15 protein-coding genes are annotated in these 19,942 nt (G+C 58.1%); 8 read left to right on the plus strand and 7 right to left on the minus strand.

Features of this window, described 5'->3' with window-relative positions:
• Nucleotides 1-296: 296 nt before the first annotated feature.
• Together aldA and ABLV75_RS14165 are read right to left on the minus strand one after the other, a co-directional pair.
• On the minus strand, nt 297-1,736 hold the full coding sequence (aldA, locus tag ABLV75_RS14160; RefSeq protein ID WP_004101721.1) for an aldehyde dehydrogenase: 1,440 nt from the start codon (nt 1,734-1,736) through the stop codon (nt 297-299).
• 266 nt (nt 1,737-2,002) lie between these two features.
• Nucleotides 2,003-2,794 (minus strand): YdcF family protein, encoded by a 792-nt coding sequence (locus tag ABLV75_RS14165; RefSeq protein ID WP_004101719.1) that lies wholly within the window; start codon nt 2,792-2,794, stop codon nt 2,003-2,005.
• Between the two features lie 383 nt (nt 2,795-3,177).
• Here ABLV75_RS14165 and ABLV75_RS14170 point away from each other — a divergent pair, with 383 nt between their 5' ends.
• The 7 genes from ABLV75_RS14170 (at nt 3,178) to ABLV75_RS14200 (ending at nt 11,565) form a co-directional block, all read left to right on the plus strand.
• On the plus strand, nt 3,178-4,503 hold the full coding sequence (locus ABLV75_RS14170) for an MFS transporter (RefSeq protein ID WP_004101717.1): 1,326 nt from the start codon (nt 3,178-3,180) through the stop codon (nt 4,501-4,503).
• Nucleotides 4,504-4,871: 368 nt separating this feature from the next.
• Nucleotides 4,872-6,146 (plus strand): Glu/Leu/Phe/Val dehydrogenase, encoded by a 1,275-nt coding sequence (locus tag ABLV75_RS14175; protein WP_004101715.1) that lies wholly within the window; start codon nt 4,872-4,874, stop codon nt 6,144-6,146.
• Between the two features lie 177 nt (nt 6,147-6,323).
• Nucleotides 6,324-6,755 carry a MarR family transcriptional regulator gene (locus tag ABLV75_RS14180; RefSeq protein WP_004101713.1) on the plus strand — a complete coding sequence of 144 codons (432 nt, stop codon included), beginning with the start codon at nt 6,324-6,326 and terminating at the stop codon, nt 6,753-6,755.
• The gene (locus ABLV75_RS14185; protein WP_004101711.1) at nt 6,755-8,407 is read left to right on the plus strand and encodes an MFS transporter; all 1,653 of its coding nucleotides are present in this window, start codon (nt 6,755-6,757) and stop codon (nt 8,405-8,407) included. The genes ABLV75_RS14180 and ABLV75_RS14185 overlap by 1 nt, the downstream gene beginning before the upstream one ends.
• A gap of 21 nt (nt 8,408-8,428) precedes the next feature.
• On the plus strand, nt 8,429-9,514 hold the full coding sequence (locus tag ABLV75_RS14190) for an HlyD family secretion protein (protein ID WP_004101709.1): 1,086 nt from the start codon (nt 8,429-8,431) through the stop codon (nt 9,512-9,514).
• Entirely contained in the window at nt 9,511-10,890 is a 1,380-nt protein-coding gene (locus tag ABLV75_RS14195; RefSeq protein ID WP_004101707.1) for an efflux transporter outer membrane subunit, read from the plus strand. Before ABLV75_RS14190 ends, ABLV75_RS14195 begins: the two co-directional genes overlap by 4 nt.
• 15 nt (nt 10,891-10,905) lie before the next feature.
• Nucleotides 10,906-11,565: an O-methyltransferase gene (locus ABLV75_RS14200; RefSeq protein ID WP_004101705.1), complete on the plus strand. Its 660-nt coding sequence runs from the start codon at nt 10,906-10,908 to the stop codon at nt 11,563-11,565.
• A gap of 48 nt (nt 11,566-11,613) precedes the next feature.
• Here the strand turns inward: ABLV75_RS14200 and hrpA are convergent, their stop codons facing one another.
• Complete coding sequence (gene hrpA / locus ABLV75_RS14205) at nt 11,614-15,516, minus strand: ATP-dependent RNA helicase HrpA (protein ID WP_032734678.1); 3,903 nt, start codon at nt 15,514-15,516, stop codon at nt 11,614-11,616.
• A gap of 204 nt (nt 15,517-15,720) precedes the next feature.
• Between hrpA and azoR the strand changes: the two genes are divergently transcribed.
• Nucleotides 15,721-16,326: an FMN-dependent NADH-azoreductase gene (gene azoR / locus ABLV75_RS14210; RefSeq protein WP_004101701.1), complete on the plus strand. Its 606-nt coding sequence runs from the start codon at nt 15,721-15,723 to the stop codon at nt 16,324-16,326.
• 37 nt (nt 16,327-16,363) lie between these two features.
• Here azoR and ABLV75_RS14215 read toward each other — a convergent pair whose 3' ends face one another.
• From ABLV75_RS14215 to paaK, 4 genes are all read right to left on the minus strand, one after another.
• Nucleotides 16,364-16,771, minus strand: a complete 408-nt coding sequence (locus ABLV75_RS14215; protein WP_049593175.1) for a GFA family protein — start codon at nt 16,769-16,771, stop codon at nt 16,364-16,366.
• 9 nt (nt 16,772-16,780) lie between these two features.
• Nucleotides 16,781-17,377: a phenylacetic acid degradation protein PaaY gene (gene paaY, locus ABLV75_RS14220; protein WP_004101697.1), complete on the minus strand. Its 597-nt coding sequence runs from the start codon at nt 17,375-17,377 to the stop codon at nt 16,781-16,783.
• A gap of 9 nt (nt 17,378-17,386) precedes the next feature.
• Nucleotides 17,387-18,313: a phenylacetic acid degradation operon negative regulatory protein PaaX gene (paaX, locus tag ABLV75_RS14225; RefSeq protein ID WP_024274100.1), complete on the minus strand. Its 927-nt coding sequence runs from the start codon at nt 18,311-18,313 to the stop codon at nt 17,387-17,389.
• Nucleotides 18,314-18,598: 285 nt separating this feature from the next.
• Nucleotides 18,599-19,915 carry a phenylacetate--CoA ligase PaaK gene (gene paaK / locus ABLV75_RS14230; protein WP_004101693.1) on the minus strand — a complete coding sequence of 439 codons (1,317 nt, stop codon included), beginning with the start codon at nt 19,913-19,915 and terminating at the stop codon, nt 18,599-18,601.
• Nucleotides 19,916-19,942: the final 27 nt, after the last annotated feature.

Genomic DNA, 19,942 nt, shown 5'->3' on the forward strand with positions numbered 1-19,942 from the left:
AGCCCGGACAGATGCGCAGCATCGCCTCCGGGAATGTCTGCCACGTTCTGCACGTTTCTCCCGGGGGGCGGCGCAACGCGCCTTGCCCGAGCTACGAGACCGCAGACGGCTGGTAACCTGTAGCCCGGACAGATGCGCAGCATCGCCTCCGGGAATGTCTGCCACGTTCTGCACGTTTCTCCCGGGGGCGGCGCAACGCGCCTTGCCCGGGCTACGAGACCGCAGACGGCTGGTAACCTGTAGCCCGGACAGATGCGCAGCATCGCCTCCGGGGAACGCGCCGCTCCTCTGCTAAATCAGGCCTGCAGATAGACCACCTGGGTTTGCAGATACTCATTCAGGCCGTGACGCCCGTCGGCGCCGCCAATCCCTGATTTACGCCATCCGGCATGGAAACCCTGCATCGCCTCAAAGTTCTCGCGGTTAATATAGGTTTCACCAAACTTCAGCCCCTTAATCGCCTTCATCGCGACGTTCAAATCGCGGGTATAGATTGATGACGTCAGCCCGTAATCGCTGTCGTTGGCCATCGCCAGCGCCTCTTCCAGGGTATCAAACGCCACGACCGGCAGTACCGGACCGAACGTCTCTTCATGAACGATATCCATCTCCTGGCGCACGTCCAGCAGCAGCGTCGGCGGATAGAAATAGCCTTTACCCTCCACCGCTTTCCCACCCAGAGCGATACGGGCGCCCTGAGCCACCGCTTTCGCTACCTTCTGCTCAACCCGCTCCAGCGCTGCGGCATTGATCAACGGCCCCATGGCAATATCGTCGCGCGCTGCCGGATCGCCAAACTGCACCGCTTTCAGCGCTTCGCCCAAACGGTTAACGAAGCGATCGTATAGCCCTTTTTGCACATACACGCGCTCAACGCAGTTACACACCTGCCCGCTATTAATCACGCGAGAATCGACCACCGCTTTTACCGCCAGCTCAAGATCCGCATCATCCATCACGATAGCCGGCGCTTTCCCGCCCAGCTCCAGGCATACTTTGGTGATGTTTTTCGCCGCCGCGGCCATGATCTTCTCCCCTGCGGTGACGCTGCCGGTCATGCTGACCATCGCGACCTTTGGATTGCCGGCTAGCTCCTGACCCACGGTTTCGCCGCGGCCCAGCACCAGATTAAAGACCCCTTTCGGCAGGCCGATATCATGAACGATTTGCGCAAAAGCGATGGCGTTATTCGGCGTAAACTCACTCGGTTTAATTACGATGGTATTGCCGGTAATCAGCGCTGGCGCCAGCTTGCGGGCAATCAGGAAGAACGGGAAATTCCACGGCAGGATGCCTGTGGTCACGCCCAGCGCGCGCTTGAATACCAGAATGTTTTCTCCCGGGCGGTCGCTTTGCACAATTTCGCCCTCATAACGACGCGCCCATTCGGCCATATAATCCAGGTAATCCGCGGTAAAGGAGACCTCTACCGCCGCCAGCTGCTGGATCTTCCCGCCTTCGGCGACAATCAGCGCGGCGATCTCGTCGGCCCGTTCGCGGATACCGGCAGCGATTTTACGCAGCCACCCCGCTCGCTCGATCGCAGGTAAGGCTTCCCAGCCCGGCTGAGCGCGCTCAGCTGCGAGAATCGCACGCTGCGCATCTTCCGCGCTGCCGTCAGGAATACGCGATATGAGCGCTTCCGTGGCCGGATTGATCACCTCAATCCATGCATCACCGCGGCCGGCTTCAAACTGACCGTCAATATACATAGGGTGTTGAACGGGTGCTGTCATGGTCTGCTCCTCAGGATTATTGTTTTTAACAGGTGAAATAGATGTTAAAAATTATCGTCCAAAGGGCAAAGAGACAGGCCGGACGTTTGTTTTTGTGAGATATTTCATAAAAACAGACCAAGCCGGCGCTGAAAAAATCACAATTCAGTAACACTACCTGCCCGTTTGCGATATCGCCAACGCAAACGGGCAATGCGGCGGATACGTCCGGACCATCCCTGCGCTTGCCAAAGACAGCGGCTGACTGACAGCGTTAAGGCTAATAGCTAAGCCAGCTGGCGCGCGCTCAATGTATCGGACAGCAGACGGTCCTTGCGCAGCGTCTGCCACGCTTCAGTAATCTGCGGCGGAATATCCACATGAGCGATAAATCCCTTACCCAACGGGCCATAACCCTGCGGATTGTCCGCCAGCCGAGGCGGCTCGCCGAGGATCAGCGCCAGATAGCGTTCCACCGGCCACAGGCCGCTGCTATCGCCGCTAAAGGTGACGCCGTTATCGCCATTGCACAACACCGGCGAACACCCCGGCGCGCTGTACCACATCGGCGCATGCGCTGCGTCTTGCCAGACGCGGGCAAAGGTCGCCATCGTTCGCCGCTGCATGGTCGGGTCCTGGATCACCACGCCCGTTCGGTGCGTAATACCTCTCTGTTCCAGCATTTGCCGGGTAAAACGCGCATTTTCTCCACAGTTGGTGGAGCGGTCTTCCACGACAATGTATTCGCGAGGAATAGCCCAGAACCGGTGGGCAATATCGGCCAGAATGTGCGCCTCGGCGCGATCGGCTACCGGGATGGTGCAATAGCGCGGATCGTTCAACACCGCGTGGTATAAAAACGAAGTGGAATGCCCGATACCACCGCTGATCAGTAGCGGAACGGCGTGATGCACCGCCAGCTGGCAGGCGAAATCAATGGTTGGGATCACCGCATTGCCCGCCAGCACCACGACATCGATTGATGGCTGCTGCGGCAAATCATGCTGCGCCAGCCAGGCCCCCAGCTGGTTCGCCGCGGCTAGCGTCGCCTCCGGCAGCGATGGAAAATGCTCCGACATGTTCTCTCCTTTGCGCCAATGTCACCCTTCACGGGATTGTGGACACCATGATAAACCGGAGCCGCCTTTAAGGGTTAATAAAGCCTGAGCGGTAACAAGATTGAAATAACAAGAAACGTCCAAAAACAGAACGGTTGCACCTCAATAACTCACCACCATACGCCCGATCTTTAGCGAATACGTTCAAATAAACGGCTAAATAACGGCGCGATTCGCCGGTAAAAATGGCAAAAACGGCTCCCTGACGCGGCGACCAGACTTGCCAAATGCAACATACAAACCTAGCTTCCTTAACAATTAAATAACCTCATCGCTCGCCGGGTTGCACCTGCAAATCAGCAGGTGTCACCGGGTTGTGATGACTCTGGGGGAGTAGCTAAAAGATGACCTTGCACGAGAGCAGCACCACATCAATTCTCAAGAAAAACAAAAAGGTGCTCATTGCCAGCCTCACCGGCAGCGCCATTGAATGGTTCGATTATTTCCTTTACGGTACGGCGGCGGCGCTGGTATTCAACAAGATTTTCTTTCCGATGGTCGATCCGGTCATCGGTTTAATCCTCTCCTGGCTCTCGTTCTCGTTGACCTTTTTCATTCGCCCGATTGGCGGGGTGGTCTTCGCACATATTGGCGACCGAATCGGGCGTAAGAAAACGCTGGTCCTGACGCTCTCCCTGATGGGCGGCGCAACGGTCGCCATCGGTCTGCTTCCCACCTATGAGATGATCGGTTTATGGGCGCCAGCGCTGCTGATAACCTTACGTATCGTTCAGGGAATGGGCATCGGCGGCGAATGGGGCGGTGCGCTCTTGCTGGCCTACGAATACGCACCGGAAAAGCGCAAAGGTTTTTTCGGCAGCATTCCGCAGGCGGGCGTGACCATTGGCATGCTGATGGCCACTTTTATCGTCTCGCTAATGACCCTTTTCAGCGAAGAGCAGTTTCTCTCCTGGGGCTGGCGCATCCCTTTCCTGCTCAGCTCGGTGCTGGTTCTTATTGGTCTGTGGATCCGCAAAGATATTGATGAAACGCCGGAATTTAAACAGGTGAAGCAGTCAGGCCAGGTAGCAAAGGCGCCGCTGCGCGATACGCTCAAGTATCACTGGCGCGAAGTGTTAATTGCTGCGGGCCTCAAAGTAGTGGAAACCGCGCCATTCTATATTTTTTCGACTTTCGTGGTCAGCTATGCCACCACCACGCTGAGCTATCAAAAATCCCAGGCGCTTGAAGCCGTCACCCTCGGTGCGCTGGTTGCTACGGTTATGATCCCGCTGATGGGACTGCTTTCAGACAGAATCGGACGCCAGAAAATGTACACTCTCAGCGTGGTGCTGCTTGGATTGTTTATCGTACCGTGGTTTCTGCTGTTGGATACCCGCAGCACGTGGGGCATTGCGCTCGCCACGGTGATCGCCTTCGGTATTCTGTGGGCACCGGTTACCGCGGTATTGGGGACGCTCTGCTCCGAGATCTTCAGCGCTAACGTTCGCTACACCGGCATCACCCTTGGCTACCAGCTTGGCGCCGCGCTCGCCGGGGGTACCGCTCCGCTGATCGCCACCGGACTGCTGGCAAAATATGACGGTGACTGGATACCGGTCGCATGGTATCTGGCGGGAACGGTGGTGATTTCACTTATCGCGATTTTCTGCGCCAGCCGCTTAAAGCAGGCTCCCGGCGCTGTCGCCACCAGGAGCGAGATGTTATAAAGCCATTCGCTGCCGGCAACCCATTCACCCTGCCGGCAGCAGCCGAAGGATGCTCACTGCAATGCAACAAAGTCAACACACAAATATAGCGTTTTGTTCACTTTTTGAAGGAAGTCAAGATTCTGATAAATAGGGATAAAGGGTCCAAACTACGGCTTTAATGCACAAAGATGCATATTCATCCGTAGTCGACGCTGTTTTGCGTTTTTTTATTCACAAAAACTTCAACCCCACCGATAACGGCAGCATATTCTGCATTTTTGCCAAATACCGTCCCATTAAATTGGTGATAACATTCTCGTTACAGATTTTATAGCTGTATCTTTCCACGGTTAACAAAATAATTATCACTGCAAAACAGGACTCTTATGGAAAAGTTATCTTACGCTTCTGAAAGTAGTACATCTCCATGGACCACCTACCTGCGTCAAATCGATCGCGTCGCCCCCTACCTCGGCGATCTGGCCTACTGGATCGAAACGCTGCGCCATCCGAAACGCGCGCTGATCGTTGATATCCCGGTACAAATGGACGACGGAACCATTCGCCACTTCGAAGGCTACCGCGTCCAGCACAACCTCTCACGCGGTCCGGGTAAAGGCGGCGTGCGTTACCATCCGGATGTGGACCTGAATGAAGTCATGGCCCTCTCAGCCTGGATGACCATTAAGTGTGCGGCAGTCAATATTCCCTACGGCGGCGCCAAAGGCGGTATCCGCGTCGATCCGTTCTCTTTATCAGAAGGTGAACTGGAACGTCTGACCCGTCGCTACACCAGCGAGATCGGCATTATTATCGGGCCGCAAAAAGATATTCCGGCGCCGGACGTCGGCACCAACGGTAAAGTGATGGCCTGGATGATGGACACCTATTCGATGAACCACGGCACCACTATCACCGGCGTGGTCACCGGTAAACCGATTCATCTCGGCGGTTCGCTGGGCCGCGAAAAGGCCACGGGACGCGGCGTCTTCGTCACTGGTCGCGAAGTGGCCCGCCGCAGCGGTATCGAAATCGAAGGCGCGAAGGTCGCGCTGCAAGGGTTTGGTAACGTAGGCAGTGAAGCGGCCCGCCTGTTCGCTGGCGTCGGCGCGCGCATTGTGGCCATTCAGGACCATACCGCCACGCTGTATAACGAAGGCGGTATCGATATGGCCGCGCTGACCGCCTGGCAGGCCGAGAACAAGCAAATTGCCGGCTTCCCGGGCGCCCGCGAAATTGACAAAGAAGCGTTCTGGACGACGCCGATGGATATTCTGATCCCGGCGGCGCTGGAAGGTCAGATTACGCGCGAACGTGCGGAAACCCTCAGCTGCAAACTGGTGCTTGAAGGCGCCAACGGCCCGACCTATCCGGAAGCGGACGACGTGCTGGCCGAACGCGGCATCGTGGTGGTGCCGGACGTCATTTGTAATGCCGGCGGCGTCACCGTGAGCTACTTTGAATGGGTGCAGGATATGGCCAGCTTCTTCTGGAGCGAAGAAGAGATCAACGCCAAAATGGACCGCATTATGACCGATGCGATCGTTCACGTTTACGATAAAGCGGTGGAAAAAGCGTGCTCTTTACGTACTGCCGCCTATATCGTGGCCTGTGAGCGAATTCTGATGGCGCGTAAAGATCGCGGTATTTATCCGGGATAATCCCCCTTCTCAGCCCGGTTAAAGCCGGGCTGAGACCAGAACTCTCCTTCCTCCCTCCCAAAGCTTCTTCCACAATAAACGCACATACCGTTAACCTGTTTTTATCAATCGGACTTGAATTCTCGTTTTTGCCAGACATAAAATCATTAGAGCTCTAACGATATTGCAGACCGATCTATGGATAACCGACAGCTAAATTTCTCCCATCTTTTGTATTTGACCGCCCATCATTGGCGGCTGGCGGTCAACCGTCGCCTCAAAGACCTCGGCATGAGCCAGGCCAGTTGGGTCGCCGTTTCCGCTATCGCGCGCAACGCGCAGCCGCTATCGCAAAGCGAGCTGGCCCAGGAGCTGGGCGTCGAAAGCGCGACCCTCGTCCCGTTGCTTAATCGGCTGGTGGATTTGGGTCTGGTTGAGCGGGTGAAAACCGAACGCGACAAACGTAAACGGCTGCTGATCGCCACCGCTAAAGGCCTTGAGGTGTATCAGCAGGTAAAAACGGTAGCCGATGAACTGCGTGAGGAGATCCTCACCGCTATCACGCCCGACGAACAGCAGCAGACTCAGCGCGTGCTGGAGAAACTGCTGCGCGAGGTAGAGAAAAAATAATGCCTCGCCGTAAAGATAACCCCTATGTGCCCCACGACTGGGCTCCGCACGAAAAACCGGCGATCCTCGGCTCGCCTTCCACCCCGATTCACAGCACGCCCAGGCGCATTGCCTACGGGATCGTTGGACTGCTGGTCTGCCTGACCGGTGCGCTGGGCAACGCGGTGGTCACCGCTAACCTGCAACTGTTGCAGGGAACCTTTGCCGCCTGGTCCACCGAGATAGCCTGGCTTCCGGCGGTCTACGTGATGACGAACGTCTCTATCAACCTGCTGCTGGTAAAATTCCGTCAGCAGTATGGCCTGCGCGCCTTCACCGAAGGCTTTCTCGTCCTCTATGTGCTGGTGACCTTCTTTCACCTGTTCGTCAACGACCTTAGCTCCGCGCTGATGGTACGCGCCGCCCATGGGATGGTCGCTGCGGCGCTGAGCTCGTTAGGCATTTACTATCAGGTGCAGGCCTGGCCCGCCCGCCATCGGCTAAAAGCGTTGACTATCGGTATTACCGGCTCATCGCTGGCGATCCCGCTGGCGCGCCTGTTTTCCACCGAACTGCTGCAAATTGACGAGTGGCGCGGACTGTACTTCTTTGAACTGGGGCTGGCGCTGGTATCGCTGGCCTGCGTGATCGCCCTGAAGCTTCCCCCAAGCGATCGTAAAAAAGTTTTTGAGAAGAAAGACTTTATCACCTTCTTCCTGCTGGCGCCGGGAATGGCGCTGGTTACCGCGGTGCTGTCGCTGGGGCGTCTGGACTGGTGGTTTGAAGCGCCGTGGATCGGCTGGGCGCTGGCGGGAGCGGTGGTGCTCATCGTCTCCGCAATTGCCTTTGAACATAACCGCAGCAACCCGTTACTCAATATTAAATGGCTCTCCAGCGGCAGCATTCTGCGCCTCGGGCTGATTATGCTGCTGATCCGCATCGTGCTGGCGGAGCAAAATACCGGGGTCATCGGCTGGCTGCAGTACGTCGGCCTGCAGAATGAACAGATGACCAATCTGGCGTGGTCGATTTTCGCCGGCATCATCTGCGGCATCGTCGCCAGCTGTCTGACGCTCAACCCGCAGCGTCTCTACTGGCCCACCGCTACGGCGCTGGCGCTGATCATGATTGCCTCGCTGCTCGACAGCCAGTCGACCATCCTGACCCGCCCGGAACAGCTAATGTTCAGCCAGTTCCTGCTGGGCTTCGGCAGCGCCTTTTTCCTTGCTCCGGCAATGCTGGCAGGGATTGGCGGCGTGATTGCCGACCAGCGCAATCTGGTAAGCTTCTCGGTACTGTTCGGCATGAGTCAGAATATCGGCGGTCTGCTGGGGTCGGCCATTCTCGGCACCTTTCAGACATGGCGGGAGAAGTTTCACTCCAGCCAGCTCGCCGACCAGTTGACCACCCTCAATCCGCTGATTACTGAACGTTTGCAGCAGTACAGCCAAATGTATCAAAGCCAGATTGGCGACAGCACCCTGCTCAACGTTCAGGCCACCACGCTGCTACAAAACGCCGCCACGCTGCAGGCCAATATTCTCGCTTACAATGATACCTATCTGCTGACGGCAGCGATTTCAGCCGCCACGCTGGTGTGGGTTTTCTGGCGCTTAATGAGATTACGAATTACCGCCCGCGTTGCGTTGAAGCGCGCGACGGGAAGCAAATAAAATTTTTACTCTGGAGTCATTATGAGTCAGCAGGATGCGGCCAAACAACAGGCCAACACCCGTAATAATATTCGCGTGGTATCTATTTTTACCGCCGCGGCAATTGGTATTGTCGGCGTTCTGGTTATTCTTTACGCCTGGCAGCTGCCGCCGTTTACCCGGCAAAGCCAGTTTACCGATAACGCCTACGTTCGCGGGCAAACCACGTTTATCAGCCCGCAGGTCAACGGCTATATTACCGAGGTCAAGGTTCAGGATTTTAATCAGGTGAAAGCCGGCGATGTGCTGTTTCAGATCGACGATCGCATCTATAAACAGCGCGTACATCAGGCGGAAGCCACGCTGGCGATGAAAGAGGCGGCGCTCAAGAACAATCTGCAGCAGCGCAAAAGCGCCGAGGCGGTCATCGTACGTAACGAAGCGGCGCTGCAAAACGCCCGCGCGCAAAGTCTGAAAACCCAGGCGGATTTAAAACGCGTTCAGGAGCTGACCGCCGACGGTTCGCTCTCGATCCGCGAACGCGATTCCGCCCGCGCCAGCGCGGCGCAGGGGACTGCGGATATCGAGCAGGCCAAAGCGACGCTGGAAATGTCGCGCCAGGATCTGCAATCGACAATTGTTAATCGGGATTCGCTGCTGGCCGACGTCGCCAGTGCGAGGGCCGCGCTGGAACTGGCGCAGATCGACCTCCAGAATACCCGCATTATCGCCCCCGCCGATGGTCAGCTGGGGCAAATATCAGTGCGCCTTGGCGCCTACGTGACCGCCGGGACGCATTTGACCTCGCTGGTACCGCCGCAGCACTGGCTGATCGCTAACCTCAAAGAGACGCAGCTGGCGGAGGTCCGCGTCGGGCAGCCGGTAACCTTTACCGTTGATGCGCTGAACAGCGAGAAATTCACCGGTACGGTGCAGAGCATCTCCCCGGCCACCGGGGTTGAGTTCAGCGCCATTTCGCCGGACAACGCCACCGGCAACTTCGTCAAAATTGCCCAGCGCATTCCGGTACGCATCGCCGTGGATGAGGGGCAGAAAAACAGCCAGCGCCTGCGGCCGGGGATGTCGGTGCAGGTCACCATCGACACCCGCGGGGAGGAGACACGATGATTCGTCCGCTCACCCTCGCCGTTATTCTTGCGCTGGTTGGCTGCCAGTCAGCTGATATCCCACAGGCCGCGCCGACGCTGCATATTCCCGCCGCCTGGCGCGCGGATATCGGCCCCACCAGCCCGGTCGAGGGCGTGTGGTGGCGCAATTTTCACGACAGTACGCTTAATCAATACGTCGACCAGGCGCTACGCTACAACAGCGACGTGCTGATTGCCCGCGAACGGGTCAACGAGTACCAGGCGCGGGTCTACGCCGCCGACAGCAGCCTCTTTCCTTCACTAGACGCCGGACTGACCGGTACACGCGCGCGGTCGCAGTCGGCCGCCACCGGTCTGCCGATCCACAGTACGGTGTATAAAGGCGCGCTAACCGCCAGCTACGATGTTGATATCTGGGGCGCTAACCGCAGCGCCGCCAGCGCGGCGGAGGCCAGTCTGGCGGCGCAAAAAGCCGCCGCCGCGGCGGCGAACCTGACCGTCGCCTCTTCGGTGGCGACAGGCTACGTCACTCTGCTCTCACTGGATGAACAGCTGCGGGTAACGCAACAAACGCTCAAAGCGCGGGAAGATGCCTTTAATCTGGCGAAACGTCAGTTCGAGACCGGCTATACATCGCGCCTCGAACTGATGCAGGCGGATTCCGAACTGCGCTCGACGCGGGCGCAAATTCCGTCGCTGCAACACCAAATCGCCCAGCAGGAAAACGCGCTCAGCCTGCTGCTCGGCGCTAATCCTGGGGCCGTTAAGCGCAACGCCTTTGCCCAGCTGACGCCGCTGTCGCTACCGTCCCAGTTGCCGTCAACCCTGCTCAATCGCCGCCCGGATATCGTTCAGGCTCAGCGTCAGCTGGTGGCCGCCGACGCCACGCTGGCGTCATCGCAGGCGCAGCTGCTGCCGTCCATCAACCTTACCGCCACCGGCAGCATGCAGGATCGCACTCTGCCCGACCTGCTGGATAATCCGCTACGCTTATGGAGCCTTGGCGGCAGCATCCTGGCGCCGCTGCTCAACCGCCAGGCGCTGAATGCCCAGGTAGACGTGTCGATGGCCCAGCGCAATCAGGCGTTGTATAGCTACGAAAAAACGGTGCGCGGCGCGTTTAAGGAGGTCAATGACAGCCTTGATGCTATTGGCCGCTACGGGGAGCAGCTGACGGAGCTGCAGGCCCAGGAGGACGTAGCCCGGGAGACGCTGCGCATTGCCCAAAACCGTTATCGCAACGGCTACTCATCCTATCTTGACGTCCTGGACGCCCAGCGTACGCTGTTTTCCACCCAGCTCAGCGTGGTGCAGGTGAAAAACAATCTGCTTCTGGCGCAAGTCGATTTGTACCGGTCGCTGGGAGGCGGCTGGTCTGATTCATCAGGGATGTAATACGGGAAATCTGACATGCAACAACAGTGGTCGGCAGTAGATAATTATCTGGTGGAAGCGTTAATCCCCAACGATCCCTTGCTCAACCAGGTTCTGGAAAATAACCAGCGCGCCGGGCTTCCGGCCATCGATGTTGCCGCCAATCAGGGGCAGTTTCTGGCCCTGCTGGTGCGCATGACGGGCGCCAGACGCATCCTCGAGATTGGCACGCTCGGCGGCTACAGCACCATCTGGATGGCCCGGGAATTGCCTGCGGATGGCGAATTAGTCACCCTGGAGGCCGATGCGCACCATGCCGCCGTGGCGCGCGAGAACCTGCGCATGGCGGGCGTGGATAAGCTCGTTGAGGTGCGGGAAGGCCCGGCGCTGGCCACGCTGGAGAAGCTGGGCGACCATCCGCCGTTTGATCTGATCTTTATCGATGCGGATAAGCCGAATAACCCAAACTATCTGCGCTGGGCTTTGCGCTACTCTCGCCCGGGGACGCTGATCATTGGCGATAACGTGGTGCGCGACGGCGAAGTGACCGATCCGCATAGCGCAGATGACCGCGTTCAGGGCGTCAGGGAGTTTATTGCGATGATGGGCAGCGACCCGCGCCTGACGGTAACGGCCCTGCAAACCGTGGGCAGCAAAGGTTGGGACGGGTTCACCCTCGCGTGGGTGAACGCCTGACGCCAACAGATTTCCCCGGCAGCCTGCGTCACCGGGGAATGCAGCGGCTCAGGCCGTAATCTGCTCCATTGCCTGCAGCACCCGCTTGTCGGAAATCGGATAAGGCGTGCCGAGCTGCTGGGCGAACAGGCTGACGCGCAGCTCTTCAATCATCCAGCGAATCTCCTGCACGTCCTCATCCTGGCGACGATTGGGCGGTAGCTTATTCAGCCACTGCTGCCACGCCTGCTGCACGCTCTCCACCTTCAGCATCTGCACGCGGTCGCGGTGCGGGTCGATCGCCATTTTCTCCAGCCGTTTTTCAATCGCCTGCAGATAGCGCAGCGTATCGCCCAGGCGGCGGAAGCCGTTGCCGGTGACGAAGCCGCGATACACCAGCCCACTCATCTGCGATTTAATATCCGACAGCCCCAGCGCCATGGCCATATCGACGCGACCTTTCAGGCGTTTATTGATGTTGAACACCGCGGTCAGGATCTGCTCAACCTGTTTGGCGATTTCCACCACCGTCTCGTTGAGCTCAGCGCGCACTTTTTCATGTAGCGCGGCAAAGCCCTCCTCGCTCCACACCGGACCACCCGCTTCATCGATCAGCTTATCGACGCCGCAGGAGATACAGTCATCGATCAGATCCAGCACCTTGCCGTAGGGGTTGAAATAGAGCCCCAGCTTGGCTTTATTCGGCAGCTTCTCATGCAGATATTTAATCGGCGATGGGATATTCAACAGCAGCAGGCGGCGCAGGCCGCGCCACATCTCCTGCTGCTGCTCGAGCGGATTATCAAACAGCTTGATGGCCACGCTGTCGCGTTCGTCCACCAGCGCCGGCCAGGCCTTAACTTTATAGTTGCCGCGCTTCTGCTCGTAGCTCTCCGGCAGGCGGCCAAAGCTCCAGATATGTAGCCCGCTCTGCTCTATACCGTCATCGGCGACTGCGGACAGCGTCTCCTGTACCTTGCCTTTCAGGGCATCTTTCAGATCCTGCAGCGAGCGCCCTTCCTGTAGCTTCTTGTTTTTGTCGTCCACCACCCGGAAAGTGATTTTCAGGTGATCGGGCACCTGATCCCACTGCCAGGCCTCGCGGTCAATAGTCACGCCGGTCATCCGCCGCAGTTCGCGCTCAAGGGAATCCAGCAGCGGCAGCTCCAGCGGCGTCGCGCGGCCGAGAAACGCTTCCGCGTAGTTTGGCGCCGGGACAAAATTGCGGCGCACCGGCTTCGGCAGCGATTTAATCAGGGCGATAATCAGCTCCCGGCGCAGACCGGGGATCTGCCACTCAAACCCGGCCTCTTCCACCTGGTTGAGCAGCGGCAGCGGAATATGCACCGTCACGCCGTCGGCATCTGCGCCCGGCTCGAACTGATAGGTCAGACGCAGCTTCAGATTGCCCTGGTGCCAGAAGTTCGGATAGTCCAGCTTACTGACCTGCTCCGCGCCTTCTTTAATCAGCATACTTTTTTCAAAGTTAAGCAGATCCGGCGTCTCGCGACTGGCCTGCTTCCACCATTTATCGAAGTGGCGAGCGGAGATGACGTCATGGCTGATGCGCTGGTCGTAGAACTCAAACAGCGTTTCGTCGTCAACAAGAATGTCGCGGCGGCGCGACTTATGCTCCAGCTCTTCAATCTCGTTGCGCAGCTTCAGGTTGTCACGGAAGAAGGCGTGGCGGGTCTGCCAGTCGCCCTCCACCAGCGCATGGCGGATAAACAGTTCGCGGCACAGCGCCGGGTCAATCTGGCTGTAGTTGACCTTACGGGCCGCGACGATAGGCAGACCGTAAACGGTGACCTTCTCCGTCGCCATCACCGCGCCCTGCGCGCGCTCCCAGTGCGGTTCGCTGTAAGAACGTTTGAGCAAGTGCTGAGCGACCGGCTCGACCCATTCCGGCTCTATGCGTGCGGCGATACGCCCCCACAGGCGGCTGGTTTCCACTAGCTCGGCGACCATCGTCCATTTCGGCGGCTTTTTAAACAGCCCGGAGCCGGGGAAGATAGAGAAGCGAGCGTTGCGCGCGCCGGTGTATTCCTGCTTATCGGTATCTTTCATACCAATGTGCGACAGCAAACCGGTCAGCAGCGCGGTGTGAATTTCGCGATACTCTGCCGGTTCGCTATTCACCGGCAGGCCGAGCTCTTTAACGACCTGACGCAGCTGAGTGTAGATATCCTGCCACTCGCGCACGCGCAGGTAGTTGAGAAAATCGACCCGGCACTGGCGGCGGAACTGGTTCGAGGAGAGCGCTTTTTGCTGCTCGCCCAGGTAGTTCCACAGGTTGACGAACGCCATGAAGTCGGACTCTTTATCGTGGAAGCGGCGATGCTTCTCATCGGAAGCCTGCTGCTTATCCATTGGCCGCTCGCGCGGGTCCTGAATAGAGAGCGCCGAGGTGATAATCATCGCCTCGCGCACGCAGCCGTGTTTTTGCGCCTCCAGCACCATTCGCGCCAGACGCGGGTCCACCGGCAGCTGGCTGAGCTGGCGCCCCATCGGCGTCAGCTTATAGGCGGTCTGCTGTTCGTCAGTGGTAATCGCCCCCAGCTCTTCCAGCAGACGCACGCCGTCCTGAATATTGCGTTTATCCGGCGCTTCAACGAACGGGAAAGCGGCAATATCGCCGAGTCCGAGCGCGGTCATTTGCAGGATAACCGACGCCAGGTTGGTGCGCAGAATCTCCGGATCGGTAAATTCCGGGCGCGACAGGAAGTCGTCTTCTGAATAAAGACGAATGCAGATCCCGTCAGATACGCGGCCGCAGCGGCCTTTACGCTGGTTGGCCGACGCCTGAGAAACCGGCTCAATCGGCAGACGCTGCACTTTGGTCCGGAAGCTGTAGCGGCTGATGCGCGCGGTACCGGGGTCAATAACGTACTTAATGCCCGGTACGGTCAGCGAGGTTTCCGCGACGTTGGTCGCCAGCACAATTCGCCGCCCGCTATGGGCCTGGAACACGCGGTTCTGCTCGCTATTGGAGAGCCGCGCATACAGCGGCAGCACCTCGGTGTGGCGCAGATTCAGCTTGTTAAGCGCATCGGCGGTATCGCGAATTTCCCGCTCGCCGCTCATAAAAATGAGGATATCGCCAGCGCTTTCACGTCCCAGCTCGTCAACGGCGTCAAAGATCGCCTGCAGTTGATCGCGTTCGGTGTCATCGGCGTCCTCAACGATGGGCCGATAGCGCACCTCAACCGGGAAGGTTCGTCCGGACACTTCGATAATCGGCGCGTTGTTAAAGTGGCGCGAGAAGCGTTCCGGGTCGATGGTCGCTGAGGTAATGATGATTTTCAGATCCGGGCGACGCGGCAGCAGTTCCCGCAAATAGCCGAGCAGGAAGTCGATATTCAGGCTGCGTTCGTGCGCTTCATCGATGATGATGGTGTCGTACTGCATCAGTAGCCGATCCTGCTGGATTTCCGCCAGCAGAATACCGTCGGTCATCAGCTTAACCATCGTATTGTCGCTGACGTGATCGCTGAAGCGAACTTTGTAACCGATGCAGCCGCCTGGTTCCGTTTGCAGCTCCTCGGCAATACGGTTGGCAACGGTACGCGCGGCCAGACGACGCGGCTGGGTATGGCCGATTAAGCCTTTAACGCCGCGTCCCAGCTCCATGCAAATTTTCGGCAACTGGGTGGTTTTCCCCGACCCGGTTTCCCCCGCCACAATCACCACCTGGTGATCGCGCACGGCTTCGAGGATCGCTTGTTTTTTCTGGCTAACCGGCAGGTTATCCGGATAGGAAATCGCTGGCCGCGCGGCTTCGCGCAGCAGGACTCTCCCTGCCGCCTGTTCAATTTCTTGCGCCATCTCCTGCAGAATGGCCTGTTGGGCATCAGGATTTTTAACCTTCTTCACGCCGTGCAGGCGACGGGCAAAGCGCGACTTATCGCGCAGCATCAGGCCATCCAGCTGCGTAAAGAGCTGTGAGAAGGTGAATTTTTGTTGTTCTGTCATAGCGTTATCGGGCAGTGCACTGCCGGGAAAAATCTCTTATGAAATATTGCGCTAGAGTACCACATCCGCGCATTTCGTGCCTTGTTCAAAAAAACTGAATACAGAGTTCGATTTATTGCGCTTTCTCTGTGACATGATTGTGAATACAGTGTCATCAAGCACCAGGGCACAGGCCCGTCAATCACATTAAAAAAGGAAACACCCATGAGCAAAGTATTAGTTCTCAAATCCAGTATTCTGGCAGGGTACTCGCAATCTGGTCAGCTGTCCGACTATTTTGTTGAACAATGGCGTGAAAAACACGCGCAAGACGTTATTACCGTGCGCGACTTGGCTGCAAATCCGATCCCGGTACTGGACGGCGAGCTGGTTGGCGCCCTGCGTCCGAGCGATGCGCCGCTGACGCCGCGTCAGCAGGAAGCGCTGGCGCTGTCCGACGAACTGATCGCTGAACTGCAGGCGAACGATGTGATTGTTATTGCGGCGCCGATGTACAACTTCAACATTCCGACTCAGCTGAAAAACTACTTCGACCTGGTGGCTCGCGCTGGCGTCACCTTCCGCTATACCGAGAAAGGGCCAGAAGGTCTGGTAAAAGGAAAACGTGCGGTGGTCGTCACCAGCCGCGGCGGTATCCATAAAGATACCCCGACCGATCTGGTGACCCCGTATCTCTCTACTTTCCTCGGTTTTATCGGCATCACCGACGTGAACTTCGTCTTTGCTGAAGGCATCGCTTACGGTCCGGAAGTCGCCGCGAAAGCGCAGTCTGATGCGAAAGCCGCTATCGACAGCGTCGTTGCCGCATAAGATTTGCCTCCTCCTGCTTCCCGGCGGGAGGAGAGTTTCACTTTTTCTCGTAGCGCAAATACCCCACCACGCCCCCGCCGCCATCTTTCGGATGATTCACGCCATCGTTGACCTCCACGCAGGGAAAATCGAAGGGCGACACGCCTGCAATGCAGGCCACATTCACCCCGTACTGCTGCGGATTTGAACGCCGCTGATGAAAAGTGTAAATCCCGCATACCGAGCAGAAAAAGTGCACGGCTTCACCGGTGTTAAAGCGATACTCCGTGAGCTTCTCCCGCCCGCGTAAGATATTGATTCCTGAAAGCGGCGCGGAGACCGTAACCGCTCCCCGCATCCGGCAAAATGAACAGTTGCAGCGTCGAGCGGTGTTGAAGCCATCGCTGAGTTCAACGGTAAACGCCACCGCGCCGCAGTGGCATTGAGCGGATAATTTTTCTGCCATATTTTCCCCTCAGGACGATGACTTTGGCCGTAAATTCTCGTCAAAGACGAGACGCTTTCTGTCCGGCTCTGCTTCTTTGAGCGGTTCCACCTGATGCAGCGTCTGCTTGCAGCGCTCCACCAGCATCTGATACTCCCGCGTTCCCTGCTTTTTCCAGGCCAGCTCCTGTTCGCTTAACGCGCGGATGGCTTTGGCCGGACTGCCGACAATCAGATGGTTGGCGGGCATTTCGGCGTTGGCTTTCACAAAGGCTGAGGCGCCGACAATGCTATTCTCCCCAATCCTGGCACCGTCAATAATCACCGCGCTCATGCCCACCAGCGCGTTGCGGCCGATGGTACAGCCGTGCAGAATCGCGCCGTGGCCGATATGTCCCTCCTCCTCCACGACCGTATCCTGGCCGGGAAAACCGTGCATCACGCAATTGTCCTGGATGTTAGCGCCATCTTTCACCACGATACGGCCAAAATCGCCGCGCAGGCTGGCGTTAGGCCCGACGTAGACCCCTTTGCCGAGGATCACGTCGCCAATCAGCACGGCGGTGGGATGAACATAGCTTTCGTCCGGTACAACCGGCGTCATACCGTCAATCTGATAAATGGGCATGGTGCCTCCTTATACGCCCGACAGTCCGCCGAAACGCTGGAAATAGAGCGGCCCCGGCGCGGGAAGTTCCCCCACCGAGCTTTCGCCCTTCTCGCCGACGAAGGCCAGCGCGCCGGGCGCAACGCGTTGATAAATATTGATGCACAGCTGGCGCGCGGTTTGCCCGGCCCAGTGTGCAGGGAGCAGTTCTTCGGGCAGCAGCGGATCCTTAAGCACCACCCGGCGGTAGAAGTGAATCAGCAGTAGTTGAATGTGAAAGCAGCGTTCGGGCGTCAGTTCTGCGGGCTCGCAGTCGCGAAGCAGCGGCAGCAGAGGACGAAACAAATTGATAAACGTCTCATACATCGCGTTCTGTTCGGTGAGATGCCAGCACTCTTCAACGCGGGCGCGCAGCGCCGCCCGGGAGAGCGCCAGCGGGGAGTGGGCTTCGAAGCAGATGACATTTTCCGCCACGCCCGCGTCGTGCAGCAGAGATTGCACATCCGCCAGCTTTTGCGACGGTGAAGCCAGCAGGCTCGGCGCCAGCGCGCCAAATCCCTGCCATAGCAGCTGTTTTTTGACCTCCGCCAGCGTGCTCTTCTCAAGCCCTTCCGACAGTAGCAGTAGCCAGGTGCCGTCCCATTCCGGGGCGCTGGCGCGATAGATTTTATGTTCGGCGCGGCGAGTCAAGCGCAGACCTTTGTCGCTGAGACGGTAGAAGCTTCGGCGGCCAATGCGCACCACGTCAAGCCACTCTTCTTTATTCAGGCGGAACAGCGCAGTACGCACGAATCGTTCGCCGAAGCCCAGTCCTTCCAGCAGCGCCGCTACGCTGCCGAGCCAGACCTCCCCACCGCGTTGGAGCAAGGCGTCGCCGTATAAAGAAGCAATAAGCGAGGTTCCACTGATGGGCATCGTTTCCGTGGCCTGTTGAATAAAGGTATCGAGTTTACTCATCTGATTCATTCTGTTGTTATTTTTGTCCTTTTTGAATCATAGCACAGGAAATCCCGGAGGCGGTGCTGGCGCACCTGTCCGGGCTACCGGCCCGCAGACGGCGATAAACACGTAGCCCGGCTAAGCACAGCGCAAGCCGGGAAGAGGACGAGCTGATACATCAATCCCGGCACACTCCCCGGGTCGCGGCGTAAACGCCTTACCCGGGCTACCCCTGTCCGGGCCAGGGAGTTGTGTCGTCGTGTAGCCCGGACAGGCGCAATGCGCCGCCTCCGGGAGAAAACGTTATCCGTTAGCGGCAACCTTGCGCAGGTCGAATACGCGACAGGCCTTGCCCTCGGAACGCGGGATGCTACCGCAGTTGACGATGCTGATATCGGTCGAGATCCCCACCATCGACTTGATCCGATGACGCAACTGATGGCAAATCTGACAGCGCTGCTCGTGGTTCAGCGCCAGACCGCTCTCTTTTAGCTCCACGCGCACCGAAAGTGAATCAAGATGGCCCCGGCGATTAACTTCCAGCTGATAGTGCGGCGCCAGATGTTCGAACTTGAGGATCTCCTCTTCCAGCTGCGACGGGAAGACGTTTACGCCGCGAATAATCAGCATATCGTCGCTGCGTCCGCTAATGCGATCCATCCGGCGCATGGTACGGGCGGTGCCCGGCAGCAGACGCGTCAGGTCGCGGGTGCGATAGCGGATCACCGGCAGCGCTTCTTTGGTCAGGGTAGTGAACAGCAGCTCGCCGTGTTCGCCGTCCGTCAGCGGCGTACCGTTGTCCGGATTCACCACTTCAGGGTAGAAATGGTCTTCCCAGATCGTCGGACCGTCGGCGGTCTCCAGACACTCCATCGCCACCCCCGGCCCCATCACCTCCGACAGACCGTAGATATCCAGCGCCGAAATACCCAGTCGGCGCTCGATTTCCGCCCGCATCGCATGGGTCCACGGCTCCGCGCCGAACACGCCCACCCGCAGGGAGCAGCCGCTGGCGTCGCCGCCCATCTGGCGTTCCAGCTCTTCAATCAGGTTCAGACAATAGGACGGAGTGACCATGATCATATCCGGCTGAAAATCGCGGATTAGCTGAGCTTGTTTTTCGGTCTGCCCGCCGGACATGGGAATGACCGTCGCGCCTAAACGCTCCGCGCCGTAGTGAGCGCCGAGACCGCCGGTAAACAGCCCGTAGCCATAGGCAACATGAATTTTGTCTTTCGCCGTCCCGCCCGCCGCGCGCAGGGAGCGTGCGACAATATTGGCCCAGTTATCAATATCGTTTTGCGTATAGCCCACCACCGTCGGCTTGCCGGTGGTGCCCGAAGACGCATGGATGCGCACCACCTGCTCCATCGGCACCGCAAAAGTATCAAACGGATAGTTGTCGCGCAGATCCTGTTTGGTGGTACAGGGAAACTTACTCAGATCGCTCAGTTCGTGAAAATCGTCAGGATGAACGCCCGCCGCATCAAATTTACGGCGATACATCGGCACGTTCTCATACGCATGCTTAAGGGTCCACTTCAGACGCTGGGTTTGCAGGGCCTGCAGCTCGTCGCGCGATGCGGTTTCAATCGGGTCTAATTGAGTTATCGTTGTCATTTTGTAGGGTACTCGCAGGTAGATTCG

The sequence above is a fragment of the Klebsiella sp. CN_Kp066 genome, assembly GCF_040065135.1.
GTDB lineage: Bacteria > Pseudomonadota > Gammaproteobacteria > Enterobacterales > Enterobacteriaceae > Klebsiella > Klebsiella oxytoca.

Bases quoted from the DNA above. Each gene is read 5' to 3' on its own strand.
- aldA (WP_004101721.1), bottom strand. From the start codon at position 1,736: ATGACAGCACCCGTTCAACACCCTATGTATATTGACGGTCAGTTTGAA.
- ABLV75_RS14165 (WP_004101719.1), bottom strand. From the start codon at position 2,794: ATGTCGGAGCATTTTCCATCGCTGCCGGAGGCGACGCTAGCCGCGGCG.
- ABLV75_RS14170 (WP_004101717.1), top strand. From the start codon at position 3,178: ATGACCTTGCACGAGAGCAGCACCACATCAATTCTCAAGAAAAACAAA.
- ABLV75_RS14175 (WP_004101715.1), top strand. From the start codon at position 4,872: ATGGAAAAGTTATCTTACGCTTCTGAAAGTAGTACATCTCCATGGACC.
- ABLV75_RS14180 (WP_004101713.1), top strand. From the start codon at position 6,324: ATGGATAACCGACAGCTAAATTTCTCCCATCTTTTGTATTTGACCGCC.
- ABLV75_RS14185 (WP_004101711.1), top strand. From the start codon at position 6,755: ATGCCTCGCCGTAAAGATAACCCCTATGTGCCCCACGACTGGGCTCCG.
- ABLV75_RS14190 (WP_004101709.1), top strand. From the start codon at position 8,429: ATGAGTCAGCAGGATGCGGCCAAACAACAGGCCAACACCCGTAATAAT.
- ABLV75_RS14195 (WP_004101707.1), top strand. From the start codon at position 9,511: ATGATTCGTCCGCTCACCCTCGCCGTTATTCTTGCGCTGGTTGGCTGC.
- ABLV75_RS14200 (WP_004101705.1), top strand. From the start codon at position 10,906: ATGCAACAACAGTGGTCGGCAGTAGATAATTATCTGGTGGAAGCGTTA.
- hrpA (WP_032734678.1), bottom strand. From the start codon at position 15,516: ATGACAGAACAACAAAAATTCACCTTCTCACAGCTCTTTACGCAGCTG.
- azoR (WP_004101701.1), top strand. From the start codon at position 15,721: ATGAGCAAAGTATTAGTTCTCAAATCCAGTATTCTGGCAGGGTACTCG.
- ABLV75_RS14215 (WP_049593175.1), bottom strand. From the start codon at position 16,771: ATGGCAGAAAAATTATCCGCTCAATGCCACTGCGGCGCGGTGGCGTTT.
- paaY (WP_004101697.1), bottom strand. From the start codon at position 17,377: ATGCCCATTTATCAGATTGACGGTATGACGCCGGTTGTACCGGACGAA.
- paaX (WP_024274100.1), bottom strand. From the start codon at position 18,313: ATGAGTAAACTCGATACCTTTATTCAACAGGCCACGGAAACGATGCCC.
- paaK (WP_004101693.1), bottom strand. From the start codon at position 19,915: ATGACAACGATAACTCAATTAGACCCGATTGAAACCGCATCGCGCGAC.